We start from the raw sequence: 15,374 nt of genomic DNA, 5'->3' as shown, positions 1-15,374 counted from the left end.
CAATCGCGAGGGATGGGGGGCCATGTCGGCTGAACAGGTGTCCAGACTCGACCGTGTCGACCGGTCGATCCTGCGGCTGCTGCGGCAGGACGGTCGCGCCTCGATCCGCTCGGTCGCCGAGCGGGTGCACGTGTCCCGGGCGAACGCCTACGCCCGGATCTCCAGGATGGTCGAGGACGGGGTGATTCGCGGCTTCACCGCCCGGATCGACCACGAGCGGGCCGGGCAGGCCGCGTCCGCGTACGTCACCCTGCGGATCGTCCAGAACTCCTGGCGCACCGTCCGCGAGCAGCTGCTGCAACTGCCCGGCGTCGCGCACATCGCGCTGGTCGGCGGCGACTACGACGTGCTGATGCTGGTGCACACCGCCGACAACCGGGAGCTGCGCGAACTCGTGCTGGGCAGCATCCAGTCGATCCCGCAGGTGCTCAGCACCCGCACCATGCTGGTGTTCGAGGAGACCGACCACATCCCGTCGGACGCCCCCTGAACCGTTCGGCCCCCGAACCGTTCGGCCGGTGCGCCGGTCAGCCGGCCCGCAGCCCGTCGAAGGCCAGCTGGACCACCGCGTCCGCCAGCCCCTCCGCGCCGCGCTGCCCGGGCCGGTACCACTCCACCACCGAGTTGATCATGCCGAACAGCAGCCGGGTGGCCAGTCGCGGCTCCACGTCGGCCCGCAGCTCGCCCGCGTCGACGGCCTCCTGGACGAGTTCGGCGACCCGGTGGTCGAAGTCGCGGCGCCGCTCCAGCGCCCACTGCTCGGTGGCGGTGTTGCCGCGCACCCGCAGCAGCAGCGTCACGTACGGCAGTTCGGACAGCAGCACCTCGGCGGTGCGGCGCGCGACGTGCTCCAGCCGGTCCACCGGGCGGCCCCCGGCGGCGGCCGGCTCGTCGAGGATCCCGAACAGCGCGTCCAGCGCCCGGCCGACGGCCAGCCGCAGCAACTCCTCCTTGCCGCGCACGTGGTGGTAGATCGAGGACTTGGAGATCCCGGCGGCCCTGGACAGGTCCTCCATCGAAGTCCCGTCGTAGCCGCGCTCGTTGAAGACCCGCACGGTGACGGCGAGCAGCGAGTCGACGGTGTAGGCGGCGCGCGTGGAGTGGTCGGCCATGCGACGAGTATCCCCGGGGCCGCGCCGCCCCGCCGCAGGGGGTGGCCCCGGGCCCCGGACCCGCCGCCCGGGCCGTGCTCCGACCGGCGGCGGGACGGGAAATTAGCCGGCTTCCGAACAGGTACAGACCAGCAGGTCGTGCCGTAGGCTCGCCCGAGAATCCGGACGGCCCGGTGGGCCCGAGACCCAGACAGGACCCGATGGCGATGGCAGCGAGCCCCGACACCGACGTGGTCGAACAATCCGATCCGTCCCGGAACCCCGGCACGCAGGAGGCCGGCCCCGCCGCCTGGCTGCGGCGCACCGCGGCGGAGTACGGGCCGTCCCTGGCGGTGTTCGCGGCGGTCCGGCTGATCGCGTTCACGGTCTTCATGGCGCTGCTGTCCTGGTCCGGCGAGTACCTGACGAAGAACCCGCGGTTCGGCGGCGGCAAGCACGTCTGGGACGTGCTCGGCGGCTGGGACGGCTGGTGGTACCAGCAGATCGCGCAGAACGGCTACGACCCGAAGCTGGTGCCGTCCACCTCGGGCCCGTGGACGCTGGAACAGAACTCGGTGGCGTTCTTCCCGCTCTACCCCGGCCTGGTCAAGACGGTCTCCACGGTGACCGGCCTGAACACGCTGGGCGCGGGCATCCTGGTCTCGGTGCTGACCTCGTTCGTCGCGGCGGCCGGCATCTACGCGGTGGCCAAGCTGCTCGTCGGCCACCGGGCGGCGGTGATCGCGGCCGGCGTCTGGGGCCTGTTCCCGGGCTCCGGCGCCGAGTGGGCGGTCTACTCGGACTCGCTGTTCGTCGCGCTGGCCGCCTGGGCCTGCTACTTCGTCATAACCCGCAACTGGCTGGCCGCGGGCGTCACCTCCTTCCTCGCCGGCCTGAACCGTCCGACCTCCGCCGCCCTCGCCGCGGCGGTCGGGGTGGCCGCGCTGATCGCCCTGTTCAAGCGCAGGGACGGCATCCTCGGGCCGCTGGGCGCACTGGTGCTCGCGCCGCTCGGCTTCGTCGGGTACATCGGCTGGGCGAGCTGGCGGATGGGCAGCTGGACCGCCTACTTCGACCTGCAGCGCGGCGCCTGGCTGCACTTCTTCGACTGGGGCAAGCACACCGGCAACGTGATGAAGAACCTGCTGTTCGGCCATCACGACTACATCTACGGCTACCCCACCGAGGACCTGATCGCACTGTTCCTGGTGTTCAGCCTGCCGGTCCTGGTCTTCCTGCTGATCCGGATGCGCCCGCCGGTGGTCCTGGTCGTCTACACCTGCCTCACCATCCTCCTGGTCCTCAGCAGCCAGCAGATCTTCGGCAACACCTCGCGCTACCTGCTGCCCTGCTTCCCGCTCTTCCTTCCGATAGCGGTCGCCCTCAAGCGCCTCTCCCGCACCTCGCTGGCCGTCACCCTGGGCACCATCGCCGCGGCGTCCGGCTGGTACGCCGGGTATGTCCTGTTCGAGCTGGGCATTCCGTAGAGCGCACTCCGGCGGCCCGGTGAACGGAGGACGCGGAGGACCTTGCACCGACCGATCGTTCGGTTACGCTGAGCCGTGTCCCGCCCCACCCCTGTGAGGAGCGCACCATGGCCGCTGCGACCCCCCTGCCGGTCGCCGAACTGATCGCCCGCCACCAGGACACCCTCGACCGCGCAGTCGCCGCGGCCGGGTCCCGCGACTACTGGTCGCCGTACCCGGAGTTCCCCAAGGCGTACGGCGAGAGCGCCGCCGCCGACGGCAAGGCCGCCTTCGACGCCCTGCTGGGACGGGAGTTCGAACTGCCGGGCCACCCCGACGGCGGCGAGCCGGTGACCGGCGAGGCCTCGCCATGGGGGCACCTCCCAGCCGCCAGGGCTGGGGGAGGCATCGAGCTGGGCGTGAGCTACCCGCACGCCGAGCCGGACGCGCTGCTGGCCGCGCTGGAGGCCGCCCGCCCCGCCTGGGCGAAGGCCGGCCCGGCCGCCCGGGCCGCGGTCTGCCTGGAGATCCTGGCCCGGATCAACGCCCGCTCGCACGAGTTCGCGCAGACGGTGATGCACACCACCGGCCAGGCCTACGGCATGGCCTTCCAGGCCGGCGGCCCGCACGCCCAGGACCGCGGCGTGGAGGCGGTGGCGTACGCCTACGCCGAGCAGACCCGGCTGCCGCGCTCCGCGCAGTGGACCAAGCCGCAGGGCAGGCGCGACCCGCTGGTGCTCACCAAGGAGTTCACCGCCGTGCCGCGCGGCACCGCGCTGCTGATCGGCTGCAACACCTTCCCCACCTGGAACGGCTACCCGGGCCTGTTCGCCTCGCTGGCCACCGGCAACGGCGTCCTGGTCAAGCCGCACCCGCGGGCCGTGCTGCCGCTGGCGCTGACCGTGCGGATCGCCCGCGAGGTGCTCGCCGAGGCCGGCTTCGACCCGAACCTGGTCTGCCTGGCCGCCGAGCGCGAGGGCTCCGCGATCGCCCAGGTGCTGGCGGTGCGCCCCGAGGTGAAGCTGATCGACTACACCGGCTCCACCGGCTTCGGCGACTGGCTGGAGGACAACGCCCGGCAGGCGCAGGTGTACACCGAGAAGGCCGGCGTGAACACCGTCGTGGTCGACTCCACCGACAACTACCGCGGCATGCTGGACAACCTGGCGTTCTCGCTCAGCCTGTACAGCGGCCAGATGTGCACCACCCCGCAGAACCTGCTGATCCCGCGCACCGGCATCCGCACCGAGGACGGCGAGCGCTCCTACGAGCAGGTGGTGGCCGACCTGGCCGCCGCCGTCGAGGGCCTGCTCGGCGACGACGCCCGGGCGGCCGCCGTCCTCGGCGCCGTGGTCAACCCCGGGGTGCTCCAGCGCAGCGCCGCCGCGGCCGGCGGCGAACTGGGCGAACTCGCCCTCGCCCCGCGGGTGGTGGCCTCGCCGGAGTTCCCCGGCGCGACCATCCGCACGCCCGCCCTGGTGAAGGCCGACGCGGACAAGCCGGACGACCTGTCGCGCTTCCTCACCGAGTGCTTCGGCCCGATCGCGTTCGCCGTCGCGGTGGAGTCCACCGCCGCCGCCGTCGAACTGCTGCACCGCACCACGGTCGAGCACGGCGCGATGACCGCCGGCGCGTACACCACCGACCCCGAGGTGGAGACCGCCCTGATCGACGCCTGCCTGGACGCCGGCGTCTCGCTCTCGCTCAACCTCACCGGCGGCGTGTACGTCAACCAGACCGCGGCCTTCTCCGACCTGCACGGCACCGGCGCCAACCCGGCCGCCAACTCGGCGTACTGCGACGCCGCGTTCGTCGCCAACCGGTTCCGCACCGTCGAGATCCGCAAGTAGCCCGCCCCGGCAGCACAGCGGGCCCGGACGGTGTCCGGGCCCGCTTTCCCTGCCCCAGGGGGGGAGAGGACAGGGAGTCAGAGGCGCCGCGTACGGCGCGGGTTGAACACCCACACCCGCAGCAGCACGAACCGCACCACGGTGGCCACGGCGTTCGCCGCCACCAGCGTCGCCAGCTCCACGCCGTGCCCGGCGCCCGGGGAGACCGCGTGCAGCGCCGCCACCGCCCCGCTGGTCAGCGCCAACCCGACCAGGAACGCCAGACCGCCCTCCAACTGCTGCCGGAGCGCGTCCCGACGGCCCGTCACACCGAAGGTCAGCCGCCGGTTCGCGGCCGTGTTGAACACCGCCGTGACGCCCAGCGCCAACGCGTTGGCGAGCAGCGCGGGCATCACCTGCCGCAGCAGCAGGAACAGCAGCATGTACGCGAGGGTGCAGAACACCCCGATCGCCGCGAAGCTGACGGTCTGCCGGCCCAGCCCGAGCGGCGCCCGCGCCGGCCGCGCCCGCACCGGCAGGTCCACCGCGCCCCGGCCGGCCAGCGTGCGCCGGGCCACCCGCGCCATGCCCTTCAGGTCGTCCAGCGCGGTGCGGACGATGTCCACCCGACTGTCCGGGTCGTCCACCCAGTCCACCGGCACCTCGTGGATCCGCAGCCCCGACGCCTCGGCGAGCAGCAGCAGTTCGGTGTCGAAGAACCAGGCGTCGTCCTCGACCCGCTCCAGCAGCCGCTGCACCACCTCGGTGCGCCCGGCCTTGAACCCGCACTGGGCGTCGGAGAACTTGGCCGCCATGGTGGCCCGCAGCAGCAGGTTGTAGCCGCGCGAGACCAGCTCCCGCTTGGGGCCGCGCACCACCGCCGAACCCCGGTGCAGCCGACTGCCGATCGCCAGGTCGCTGTGCCCGGACAGCAGCGGCGCGACCAGCGGCAGGAACGCCTCCAGCCCGGTGGACAGGTCGACGTCCATGTAGGCGACCACCTCGGCCTCGCTGTCGCCCCACACCTGCCGCAGCGCCCGGCCGCGCCCCTTCAGCTCCAGCCGCACCGCCCGGACCTGCGGAATCCGCTCGGCGAGCGCGGTGGCGATCTCCCAGGTGCCGTCCGCCGACGCATTGTCGGCCACCGTGATCAGGTAGTCGTACGGGAAGGTCTCGGACAGGTAGGCGTGCAGTTCCCCGATGCACCGCTCCAAGGCGTTCTGCTCGTTGTGCACGGGAACCACGATCTCCACGAGCCTCGTGCGGACCGTGGCGTCGACCGGCGCCCGGCCGTCCACCGACCGGAGCGGACGGCGCCCTTGACGCATCGCTGGCTGAGTCATGGGAAGGAGGTTCACAGCCCCGGATGGGGCCGCGATGATGGCAGTCTGAAAGCGCGCTGAGAACCCGGGAGCCGTGGGACTCCGGTCCGTTGACCACCGGCCGACCAGGTATGACGACGGGAGAGACGGATGACCGAGACGGAGTTCACCGCCGATGTACTGGTGGTCGGGGCCGGCCCGACCGGCCTGCTGCTGGCCGGCGACCTGGCCGCGGCCGGACTGCGGGTGACCGTGGTCGACAAGCGCGGCGAGGAATCCAATCTGACCAGGGCGTTCGCCGTGCACGCCCGCACTCTGGAACAGCTGGACGCCCGCGGCCTGGCCGACGAGCTGATCGCCACCGGGCTGACGCTGCCCTCGCTCCAGGCGGTCAACCGGCTCCGGATCGACTTCTCCGCCCTGCCCACCCGGTTCCCGTTCGTCCTGGTCACCCCGCAGTCCAACACCGAACGGCTGCTGCGCGAACGGGCCGTCAAGGCGGGCGCCGAACTGCGCCGCGGCAACGAACTGACGGGCCTTCGGCAGGACGCCCGGGGCGTCACGCTGACCGTCCGCACCGCCGAGGGCGAGCAGCGGCTGCGGGCCCGCTACGCGGTCGGCGCGGACGGCGTGCACTCGGCGGTGCGCGACCTGCTCGGCATCCCGTACCCCGGCGAGTCGGTGGTGCGCTCGGTGATGCTGGCCGACGTCCGGCTGGAGAACCGGCCCGAGGAGGCGCTGACGGCCGGCGCCGACGAACGCGGCTTCGCCTTCCTGGCCTCCTACGGCGACGGCTGGTACCGGGTGATCGGCTGGGACCGCGAGCACCAGGAGCCCGACTCCGCACCGGTGGTGGTCGCCGAACTCGCCGACCTGCTGCGCCAGGTGACGGGCCGCGACCTGGGCGTCGCCGAGGTCCGCTGGAGCTCCCGCTTCCACAGCGACGAACGCCAGGCCACCAGCTACCGCTCCGGCCGGGTGTTCCTGGCCGGCGACGCCGCGCACTGCCACTCCCCGGCCGGCGGCCAGGGCATGAACACCGGTCTGCAGGACGCCGCCAACCTGAGCTGGAAGCTGGTCGCCGCCGTCCGCGGCTGGGCCCCCGACGCCCTGCTGGACACCTACCAGACCGAGCGCCACCCGGTCGGCCGGGCGGTGCTGCGCAGCTCCGGCGCCCTGGTGCGGCTCGCCCTCGGCCGGCACGCCTCCACCCGCGCGCTGCGCTCGGCGATCGGCGCGGCCGCCGGGCACCTGGGCCCGCTGGCCGAGCTGGGCGCCAAGCAGATCTCCGGCATCTCCTACAGCTACCCGGCCGAGAAGGGCGCCCACCCGCTGGCCGGCCGCCGGGTCCCGGACCTGCGCCTGGCGGTGGACGTGCCCGACGGCCCGTCCCGGCTGCACGAGGCGCTGCGCGCCGGGAAGGCCGTGCTGATCAGCAACGACGAGCTGTCGGTGGCGGACTCCTGGGCGGACCGGGTGGTCACCGCCGCCCCGGCCGACCCGCACGGCAAGCTGCGCGACACGGTGCTGCTGGTCCGCCCCGACGGCTACGCGGCCTGGGCCTGCGCCGACCCGACCAGGGGCGAGCTGCGGGCCGCGCTCAGCCACTGGCTGGGCCGCCCCTGATATTCACTGAATTCAACGATGGACATTCTGTTCAATCAGTTGAATCCGCAAGAATTCCACAGTTGACTGTTTTTTAGTAAGCAATTGCTCAGGCATGGGGCAATTGCTGGGAGTTCTCTGAGAGGTTTTGGCGAGCGTTTTCGAATACCGGAACGCCCCCAGACTTCCGGAGGACCCCGTGCGACCCCGCTCGCTCGCCCTGGCCGCAGCCCTGGCCGTCCTGCCCCTCACCGCCGTCTCGTTGGGCGTCGGCACCGCCCAGGCGGCGCCGACGCCGAACGCCGCCGCCCGGGTGGCGCTGCCGCAGACCGTCACCCCGGCGGTGGCCCGCTCCCACAAGCAGGGAGACCTGCCGGCCGACCGCCGCATATCCGTGGCGGTCAGCCTGAAACTGCGCAACACCGCCGAGCTGGACCGTTTCCTTTCCGCGGTCGCCACCCCGGGCACCCCGGAATTCGGGCACTATCTGACGCCCGCGCAGTTCACCGAGCGTTTCGGCCCGACCCAGGCCGACGTGGACCAGGTGCGCGCGTTCCTGACCGCGCAGGGCCTGCAGGTCGACTCGGTGAGCGCCAACCGCCAGGTGGTGAACGCCACCGGACCGGCCGCGAAGGTCGCCGCCGCGTTCGGCACCCACGAGTCGACCTACAGCGACCCTCAGCAGGGCGACCGGAGCTTCTTCGCCAACGACGACGCCGCCTCGCTGCCCGCCGCGCTGGCCGGCGTGGTCGAGGGCGTCAGCGGCCTCAACGACCACACGGTGCGCACCACCCGGATCGCCAAGCCCGACGCGGCCACCCCGCACGCCACCCCCAGCGGCCTCGGCCCGTCCGGCTACGACGGCGCGTACCGGCTGGGCCAGCTGGGCGCGGACGGCACCGGCAGCACCGTGGCGCTCTGGGAGTTCGACGGCTACAAGTCCTCCAACCTGACCACCTACGACAGCCAGTACGGCCTGTCCGGCCCGGCGGTCGGCACCGTCTCGGTGGACGGCGCGAACTACGACGCGAAGCCCGGCGACGGCCAGGGCGAGGTCGAGCTGGACTCGGAGATCGTGCGCGGCGTCGCCCCCAAGGCCACCCAGCTGGTCTACGAGGCGCCCAACACCGACCAGGGCGAGATCGACATGGCCGCCAAGATCGTCGCGGACAACCGGGTCTCGGTCATCTCCATCTCCTGGGGCTCCTGCGAGCCGGACACCACCGCCTCCTCGATGACCGCGGTGAACAACTCCTTCAAGCAGGCCGCCGCCCAGGGCATCTCGATCTTCTCGGCGTCCGGCGACGACGGCTCCCGGGACTGCACCCGCTCCACCTCGGGCTCCTCGGTGAAGGCCGTGGACTTCCCGGCCTCCAGCCCGTACAACACCGGCGTGGGCGGCACCAACCTGAAGGTCTCCGGCACCGCCTACAGCTCGGAGAGCGCCTGGAGCACCGCCGGCGGCGGCGTCTCCACCCAGTTCGCCAAGCCCACCTGGCAGACCGGCACCAACGTCACCGGCACCATGCGCACCGTGCCCGACATCGCCTCCGACGCCGACCCGGCCAGCGGCTTCGCGATCTACACCCAGGGCACCAGCAGCCCCGGCTGGCAGGTCTACGGCGGCACCTCCGCCGCCGCCCCGCTGTGGTCCGGCTTCGCCGCGCTGTACAACCAGAAGGCCAAGGCCGCGTCCAAGCCCGCCCTGGGCGAGGTCAACCCGAAGCTGTACTCGGTCGCCAACAGCAGCGCCTACAGCACCTCGCTGCACGACGTGACCAGCGGCTCGAACCAGGACTTCGCCGCCAGGACCGGCTACGACCAGGTCACCGGCTGGGGCACCCCGATCGCCGACGGCCTGGCGAACGCCCTGCTCGGCACCGGCGGCACCACCCCGCCGCCCACCGGCTGCACCGCCGCCCAGCTGCTCGGCAACCCCGGCTTCGAGACCGGCGCCGCCGCCCCGTGGAGCACCAGCACCGGCGTGGTCGACAACTCCACCTCCGAGGCCGCCCACAGCGGCTCCTGGAAGGCCTGGCTGGACGGCTACGGCTCCGCCCACACCGACACCCTCTCCCAGACAGTGGCGATCCCGGCCGGCTGCAAGGCGACCTTCGGCTTCTGGCTGCACGTCGACACCGCCGAGACCAGCACCACCACCGCCTACGACAAGCTCACCCTGTCGGTGAACGGCACCTCGGTGGCGACGTACTCCAACCTCGACCGGAACACCGGGTACGTCCAGAAGACCGTCGACCTGTCCACCTACGCCGGACAGACCGTCACCCTGAAGTTCACCGGCGTCGAGGACGCCTCGCTGCAGACCAGCTTCGTCATCGACGACACCGCGCTCAACGTCTCCTGACGGTCACTCAGCACGGGTGCCGGGAGGGCCTCCACGGGTCCTCCCGGCACCCGTGTGTCAGGAGTGTTTCGTGCGCGGTCCGCCTGCGAAATACTTGTCGTGACCACTGTCATATGTCCTGATTGATGACGTAGCCTCTCAACCCTGCATAGGGTTCCCACACACTCGGCGGCGCACCTCCGACGCACCGCTGAGCCGGGCGAACCCACCGAACCCGCCGGGTGGGGAAGGTGTCGCATGGGCTCACAGCAACCACAGCACGCCGGCCGGCTCCGCCTGGTCGGCCAGCGCGAACACGGCGGTGACCGGCCACCGGCCGGACCGGCCGCGCCGGCCGGCCCGCAGGCCGCCGTCCGCAGCACCCCCGCACCCGCACCCGCACCGCCCGCCGTCGCCGTGCCGGCGGCACCGGCCGCGGCCGCCCCCGCCCAGCCGCCCGCGCCCGCCCCGGCGGGCGCACCCGCTGCCGCCCAGGGCGGCTTCGCCGAGGTCCTCAACGCCGCCATCGAGCACAGCGGGCTCAGCCTCGACCGGATCCGCGCCGCACTCGCCAAACAGGGCGTCAGGGTCAGTGTCACCACGCTCAGTTACTGGCGGCGCGGACGCAGCCAGCCCGAACGGGCCACCTCGCTGCGCGCCGTCCACCTGCTGGAGGAACTCCTCGGCCTGCGGCACGCCGCGCTGACCGCGCTGCTCGGCCCGCCCCGCCCGCGCGGCCGCTGGGTCGCCCAGGGCCCGGCCCCCGACGGCCTGCGGGTCGAACAGATCTGGCCCGGCGAGACCGAACTCGGCGAGGTGTTCGCCGAACTCGACGCCCCGCCGGCCGGCCAACTGGAGCGGCAGTCCATCCACGACGCCTACTACGTCGACGCCTCCCGCCGCGGCCACCTGCTGAGGATGCGTCAGGTGGTGCGGGCCACCGTCGACGGCGTCACCCGGCACGTCGTGGTCCACAAGGCCGACGAGGGCGTCGAGACCTGCCCGGAGATCACCTCCGTCCGGCACGCCCGCCTCGGCCGGGTCCGCCGCCGCCCGCTCAGCGGGCTGCTGGTCGCCGAACTCCTGCTCGACCGGCCGCTCGCGCTCGGCGACTCCACCGTCCTCGAGTACGAGGTGCAGATCCCGGTCGCCGGCCCCACCACCGACTACGGGCGGTTCTTCCCGACCCCGGTGCGGGAATACGTCCTGCAGGTCCACTTCGACCCCTCCGCCGTCCCGGTCCAGTGCGAACGCTTCGACCGCGCCCCCGGCACCGAGACCGACCGCCACCGCGAACCCCTCTGGATCGGCGCCTCCGCCAGCGCCCACGTACTCACCGCGGACCAGCAGCCCGGCCAGGTGGGCATCCGCTGGCAGTGGGAATAACCCCGCATCCGGTCCGCCTGCCTGACCGGCCGTCAGCCCTGCCGCGACACCGACCCCCGGGCCCGACGCCACGCCGCACCGCCACCCCGCCGCTCACCCGTTCGGCCCAGTCCGACCGCCCATCAGGTGGTCCTCTCTGCTACCTCCGTGAAATGTGAGTCCCACTCACCGAGGAAAGGCAGGTCCCCCCGTGCTGATGGAGTTCAGCGACGTCGAACCGGACGAGTCGTGTGCCTGCGGCGGCTGCACCGCCCGCCGCCGGGCCCGCTACCTCGCCGTCCGGTCGGGCCACGGCGCCACCGTCCGGGCCCGGGGCGCGCAGCGGGCGGCGGTGCTGCTCGCCGCGGTCGGCAGCGTGCTGGGCGGCGGGGCGGTGGCGTCGATAGCCGCCGCCGCGCCGCGCGCCGACAGCACCCCGCAGACCGCCGACACCCCGCAGGGCCAGGTCGCCGGCCCGTTCGGCGAACCGCCGGTGTCCCGCCGGGCGGTGACCGCGCAGCCGGCCACCACCCGGGCCGAGATCATGCGGCGGGCCCAGGCCTGGGTGGACCAGAAGGTGCCGTACAGCATGACGAAGTACTGGTCGGACGGGTACCGCCAGGACTGCTCCGGGTTCGTGTCGATGGCCTGGGGCCTGGGCAGCAGTCAGACCACCTGGACACTGCCGGACTTCGCCGACCGGATCTCCAAGGACGACCTCCAGCCGGGCGACGTACTGATCTACAACAACGCCAACGACCCGCAGGGCGGCTCGCACGCGGTGCTGTTCGGCGGCTGGGTCGACGCCGCGCACACCAAGTACACGGCGCTGGAGCAGACCCGCCCGGGCACCACCGAGCGCAGCACCCCGTACGCGTACTGGAGCAACTCCAGCGGCTACCAGCCCTACCGGTACAAGGGACTGACCGCCCCGCTGCCGGCCCCGGACGGCTCCGACGCGTTCCCCGGCGCGGACGCCTTCGGGCCCGGGAAGGTCAACGACTACGTGACCAGGCTGGGAAAGATGCTGGTCGAACGGGGCGGCGCCCGGTTCTACCGGGAGGGGCCGAGCCCGGACTGGGGCGACGCGGACCGCAGGGCCACCGAGGCGTTCCAGCTGGCGCAGGGCTGGCGCGGCGCCGAGGCCGACGGCTACCCCGGCAAGGACACCTGGGACTACCTGGTCCACCACAAGGGCAAGGACATCCCGCCCGCCACCGGCACCCCGTCGCCCCCGCCCGCCCTGACCTCGCCGTTCCCCGGCACGGACAGGTTCGGGCCCGGCAAGGTCAACGACTACGTGACCCAACTGGGCCGTCAGCTGGTGAAGAAGGGCTTCGGCAGCCACTACCGGGAGGGCCCCGGCCCCGCCTGGAGCGAGGCCGACCGCCGCAACGTGGAGGCGTTCCAGCGCGCCCAGGGCTGGACCGGCTCCGAGGCCGACGGCTACCCGGGCCCGCACACCTGGAAGCTGCTGTTCTCCTGACCGGTGCTCAATGCCTACACCTGCGGGGGCGCGCCGACGGCGTGCTCCCGCACCCACGCGTGCATGGCGATCGCCGCCGCCGCCCCGGCGTTGATGGACCGGGTGGAGCCGAACTGGGCGATCGAGCAGACCGCCGCCGAGTGCTCCCACGCCTCGGCGGTCAGCCCGGGCCCCTCCTGCCCGAACAGCAGCACGCAGCGCTCGGGCAGCGGGTGGCTCTCCAGCGGCACCGCGCCGGGCAGGTTGTCGATGCCGATGATCGGCAGCCCCCGCTCGGCGGCGTAGGCGGCCAGCGAGGCCACCGAGTCGTGGTGGCGGACGTGCTGGTAGCGGTCGGTGACCATGGCCCCGCGCCGGTTCCAGCGCCGCCGGCCGACGATGTGCACCTCCCCCGCGAGGAAGGCGTTGGCGGTGCGCACCACCGAGCCGATGTTGAAGTCGTGCTGCCAGTTCTCGACGGCGACGTGGAAGCCGTGCCGCCGGGTGTCCAGGTCGGCGACGATCGCCTCGTGCCGCCAGTACCGGTACTGGTCGGTGACGTTGCGGCGGTCGCCGGCGGCGAGCAGCTCCGGGTCGAGGCGGGGGTCGGCGGGCCACGGCTCGGGGTGCGGGCCGACGCCGATCTCCCGGTCGTCGGGGAGGTGGCCGTCGTCGTACTGCTCGCCCAGCTGGGGCACCGAGGTGTCGCTCACGCACTCGAGGGTACGGGCTCCCCGCGGGCGGGCTGCGGGCGAGTCCGCACCGACTTCTCCAGCTCGGTGAGCGCCTGCATGACCAGCCGCGTCCCGGCCCGGGTGACGTCGATCCCCTCGTCGCGGGGGAGCGACGCCAGCAGGTAGTCCCAGCTCCGGTGGGCCTCGCGCAGCGCCGAGAAGTCGACGTCCTGGCCGAGCAGGATCGCCGCGGCGGCGATCGCGGTGGCGTCCCGCAGCTCCTCGCCGAACGCGCCGGCGCCCGGCAGCGGCGCGGCGTCCGCGGCGGGCAGGTGGGCCTCCAGCAGGACGGTGGAGCGGTCCAGCATGCCGACCGCGGAGCGGGCCCGGTCGAACTGCTTGCGGCTCAGCTCCGGCGTCCGCGCGAAGTGGTGCACGGGCTCCAGCTCGGCCCGGTCCAGCGCGGCCAGCATCTCGCTGCGGGTCTCCCGGACGTCCAGCAGCGCCGGCCGCACGTCCTTCTCGGTGTGCCCGCCCGCCGGATCGCCGTACGCGGTGAACACCGCCGCCGCGTACCGCCCGGCGGCGGCCAGCCACTCGGCGAGGCGCTCCGGGAGCCGGGCGGTCTGCCAGGTCGGGAACAGCGCGTACGCGCCGAGCGCGACCGCGCCGCCGAGCAGCGTCATCGCCACCCGGTCGAACGCCAGCTGCACCGGCTCGCCGGGCTGCAGGCCGAGCAGGAACACCACGTACGAGGAGATCGCGGCCGTCAGCAGCGCGTACCCGGTGCTCAGCATCATGTAGGACAGGCCCATCGAGAGCACGGCCAGCGCGGCCAGCACCCAGTCGCCGGGCTTGAACACCTGCACGATGGCGGTGGACACGAGCACGCCGGCCACCGTGCCGGCGACCCGGGCGACGCCGCGGCTGAAGGTCTGCGCGAAGTCCGGGCGCATCACCATGGCGGAGGCCATCGGCGCCCAGTAGCCGTGTTCGATGCCCAGCAGCCGGGCCGCCAGGTAGGCGGCGGTGACCACGCCGGACATCCGCACCGCGTGGTGGAAGATCGCCGAATGCTGGTGCAGCTGCCGGCCGACGGTCGCCACCGCCGCGGGGGCCACCTTGATCAGCGGCGGGCGGTGCAGACCGGCGCCGCGGCCGCCGGTGGGGACGGCGCCGCGGTCCTGCCGGTCGAGCCGGTCGGCGGCCCGGCCGAGCAGTCCGGAGAGCTGGCGCGCGGAGCGGCGGGCGCCGCCGCGCAGCAGGTCCTCGCCGGTGCCGGGGCGGGCCAGCGCCAGGCCGGGGGTGTCCCTGGGCAGCTGCACCGGGTCGCCGGTGCGGATCGCCCGGGCCAGCGCGTCCAGCACCTCGGCGGCGGCGGCCAGCACCTCGCGCGCCCGGTCCCGCTCGGGGCCCTCCTCCGCGGCGCCCACCCGCGGGTCGGCGAGCGCGGCCAGCGTCGGCCGGACCCGCTCCGCGATGGTCCGCAGGCCGCGCAGCTCCGGCGGACGGCGGCGGGCCTGCCGGGCGGTCAGCCGGGCCGCCTGCCGGGCGACGATGAACGGCTCCGGGTCGACGTGCGCCATCGGGTCGTGCCGCAGGCCGCGGGCGTAGTCGCCGAGTCCGGCGTAGATGTCGGCGAGCGCGTCGCGCTGCGCCCGCCAGCTGTCGATCGGCCACAGCGTCACCACCAGGGCCTGCACGCCGCCGCCGACCGAGCAGAGCACGGCGTGGCCGAGCGCGGCGGACACCGACACCGGCAGCTGCACCACCACCAGCATCACGGACAGCGTGTTGGCGGCGACCACCCCGGCGGTCGGGCTGACCGCCCAGGCCATGCCCGCGCCGAACGCCCACACCGCCAGCAGCACCGGGAACGCGCCGGGAATGCCGACCGCGACATAGCCGAGGAAGGTCGACGCGCCCAGCCCGGCGCCCGCCACCAGGGCCAGCGAGGCGCGCGGCCGGAACGACCGCTGGAAGGTCGCGACGCCGGCGATGAACGCGCCCATCGCGGCGGAGGCGGCGTGCGAGGGCCCGTAGATCGCCATCGTCGGGAAGATCACCAACGCGGCGGCGACCGCGGCGCGCAGCGACCGGCGCGGATTGGTGAGCGAGAAGTCCACGGTCAGCCCGGCCTTCGCGGTCTCGCGCAGGGCCTTGAACCAGGACATAACGGGAGCTTAACGACTTTTCCGCCGACGGCCCGTCAG

Annotated in this window: 11 protein-coding genes; 7 read left to right on the top strand and 4 right to left on the bottom strand. The window is 73.4% G+C overall.

The window, feature by feature from the left end:
• Nucleotides 1-22 precede the first annotated feature (22 nt).
• Nucleotides 23-490 (top strand): Lrp/AsnC family transcriptional regulator, encoded by a 468-nt coding sequence (locus ACIQF6_RS09230; protein WP_400891991.1) that lies wholly within the window; start codon nt 23-25, stop codon nt 488-490.
• A 37-nt stretch (nt 491-527) separates the two neighbouring features.
• On the opposite strand, the gene ACIQF6_RS09225 is transcribed toward ACIQF6_RS09230, so the two are convergent.
• Nucleotides 528-1,112 carry a TetR/AcrR family transcriptional regulator gene (locus tag ACIQF6_RS09225; protein ID WP_400891989.1) on the bottom strand — a complete coding sequence of 195 codons (585 nt, stop codon included), beginning with the start codon at nt 1,110-1,112 and terminating at the stop codon, nt 528-530.
• A 200-nt stretch (nt 1,113-1,312) separates the two neighbouring features.
• On the opposite strand from ACIQF6_RS09225, the gene ACIQF6_RS09220 reads away from it, so the two are divergent.
• Together ACIQF6_RS09220 and paaN are read left to right on the top strand one after the other, a co-directional pair.
• Nucleotides 1,313-2,578, top strand: coding sequence for a hypothetical protein (locus ACIQF6_RS09220; protein WP_400891987.1), 1,266 nt, complete (start codon nt 1,313-1,315; stop codon nt 2,576-2,578).
• A 107-nt stretch (nt 2,579-2,685) separates the two neighbouring features.
• The gene (gene paaN, locus ACIQF6_RS09215) at nt 2,686-4,407 is read left to right on the top strand and encodes a phenylacetic acid degradation protein PaaN (protein ID WP_400891984.1); all 1,722 of its coding nucleotides are present in this window, start codon (nt 2,686-2,688) and stop codon (nt 4,405-4,407) included.
• 77 nt (nt 4,408-4,484) lie between these two features.
• Here paaN and ACIQF6_RS09210 read toward each other — a convergent pair whose 3' ends face one another.
• Complete coding sequence (locus ACIQF6_RS09210; RefSeq protein ID WP_400891981.1) at nt 4,485-5,729, bottom strand: glycosyltransferase; 1,245 nt, start codon at nt 5,727-5,729, stop codon at nt 4,485-4,487.
• A 129-nt stretch (nt 5,730-5,858) separates the two neighbouring features.
• Between ACIQF6_RS09210 and ACIQF6_RS09205 the strand changes: the two genes are divergently transcribed.
• From ACIQF6_RS09205 to ACIQF6_RS09190, 4 genes are all read left to right on the top strand, one after another.
• On the top strand, nt 5,859-7,334 hold the full coding sequence (locus ACIQF6_RS09205; protein ID WP_400891977.1) for an FAD-dependent monooxygenase: 1,476 nt from the start codon (nt 5,859-5,861) through the stop codon (nt 7,332-7,334).
• A gap of 178 nt (nt 7,335-7,512) precedes the next feature.
• The gene (locus tag ACIQF6_RS09200) at nt 7,513-9,678 is read left to right on the top strand and encodes a protease pro-enzyme activation domain-containing protein (RefSeq protein WP_400891974.1); all 2,166 of its coding nucleotides are present in this window, start codon (nt 7,513-7,515) and stop codon (nt 9,676-9,678) included.
• Between the two features lie 237 nt (nt 9,679-9,915).
• Entirely contained in the window at nt 9,916-11,043 is a 1,128-nt protein-coding gene (locus tag ACIQF6_RS09195; RefSeq protein WP_400891972.1) for an XRE family transcriptional regulator, read from the top strand.
• Between the two features lie 196 nt (nt 11,044-11,239).
• Nucleotides 11,240-12,508 (top strand): peptidoglycan-binding protein, encoded by a 1,269-nt coding sequence (locus ACIQF6_RS09190; protein WP_400891970.1) that lies wholly within the window; start codon nt 11,240-11,242, stop codon nt 12,506-12,508.
• A 14-nt stretch (nt 12,509-12,522) separates the two neighbouring features.
• On the opposite strand, the gene ACIQF6_RS09185 is transcribed toward ACIQF6_RS09190, so the two are convergent.
• Together ACIQF6_RS09185 and ACIQF6_RS09180 are read right to left on the bottom strand one after the other, a co-directional pair.
• The gene (locus ACIQF6_RS09185; protein WP_400891968.1) at nt 12,523-13,200 is read right to left on the bottom strand and encodes a TrmH family RNA methyltransferase; all 678 of its coding nucleotides are present in this window, start codon (nt 13,198-13,200) and stop codon (nt 12,523-12,525) included.
• Nucleotides 13,197-15,335 (bottom strand): FUSC family protein, encoded by a 2,139-nt coding sequence (locus ACIQF6_RS09180; RefSeq protein ID WP_400891965.1) that lies wholly within the window; start codon nt 15,333-15,335, stop codon nt 13,197-13,199. The genes ACIQF6_RS09185 and ACIQF6_RS09180 overlap by 4 nt, the downstream gene beginning before the upstream one ends.
• Nucleotides 15,336-15,374: the final 39 nt, after the last annotated feature.

This window comes from Kitasatospora sp. NPDC092948, assembly GCF_044754805.1.
Lineage (GTDB): Bacteria > Actinomycetota > Actinomycetes > Streptomycetales > Streptomycetaceae > Kitasatospora.
This window is presented reverse-complemented; position numbering and strand designations above follow the sequence as displayed.

Coding starts and splice junctions, on each gene's coding strand:
- ACIQF6_RS09180 (WP_400891965.1), bottom strand. CDS start 15,335: ATGTCCTGGTTCAAGGCCCTGCGCGAGACCGCGAAGGCCGGGCTGACC.
- ACIQF6_RS09205 (WP_400891977.1), top strand. CDS start 5,859: ATGACCGAGACGGAGTTCACCGCCGATGTACTGGTGGTCGGGGCCGGC.
- ACIQF6_RS09230 (WP_400891991.1), top strand. CDS start 23: ATGTCGGCTGAACAGGTGTCCAGACTCGACCGTGTCGACCGGTCGATC.
- paaN (WP_400891984.1), top strand. CDS start 2,686: ATGGCCGCTGCGACCCCCCTGCCGGTCGCCGAACTGATCGCCCGCCAC.
- ACIQF6_RS09190 (WP_400891970.1), top strand. CDS start 11,240: ATGGAGTTCAGCGACGTCGAACCGGACGAGTCGTGTGCCTGCGGCGGC.
- ACIQF6_RS09210 (WP_400891981.1), bottom strand. CDS start 5,729: ATGACTCAGCCAGCGATGCGTCAAGGGCGCCGTCCGCTCCGGTCGGTG.
- ACIQF6_RS09225 (WP_400891989.1), bottom strand. CDS start 1,112: ATGGCCGACCACTCCACGCGCGCCGCCTACACCGTCGACTCGCTGCTC.
- ACIQF6_RS09220 (WP_400891987.1), top strand. CDS start 1,313: ATGGCGATGGCAGCGAGCCCCGACACCGACGTGGTCGAACAATCCGAT.
- ACIQF6_RS09195 (WP_400891972.1), top strand. CDS start 9,916: ATGGGCTCACAGCAACCACAGCACGCCGGCCGGCTCCGCCTGGTCGGC.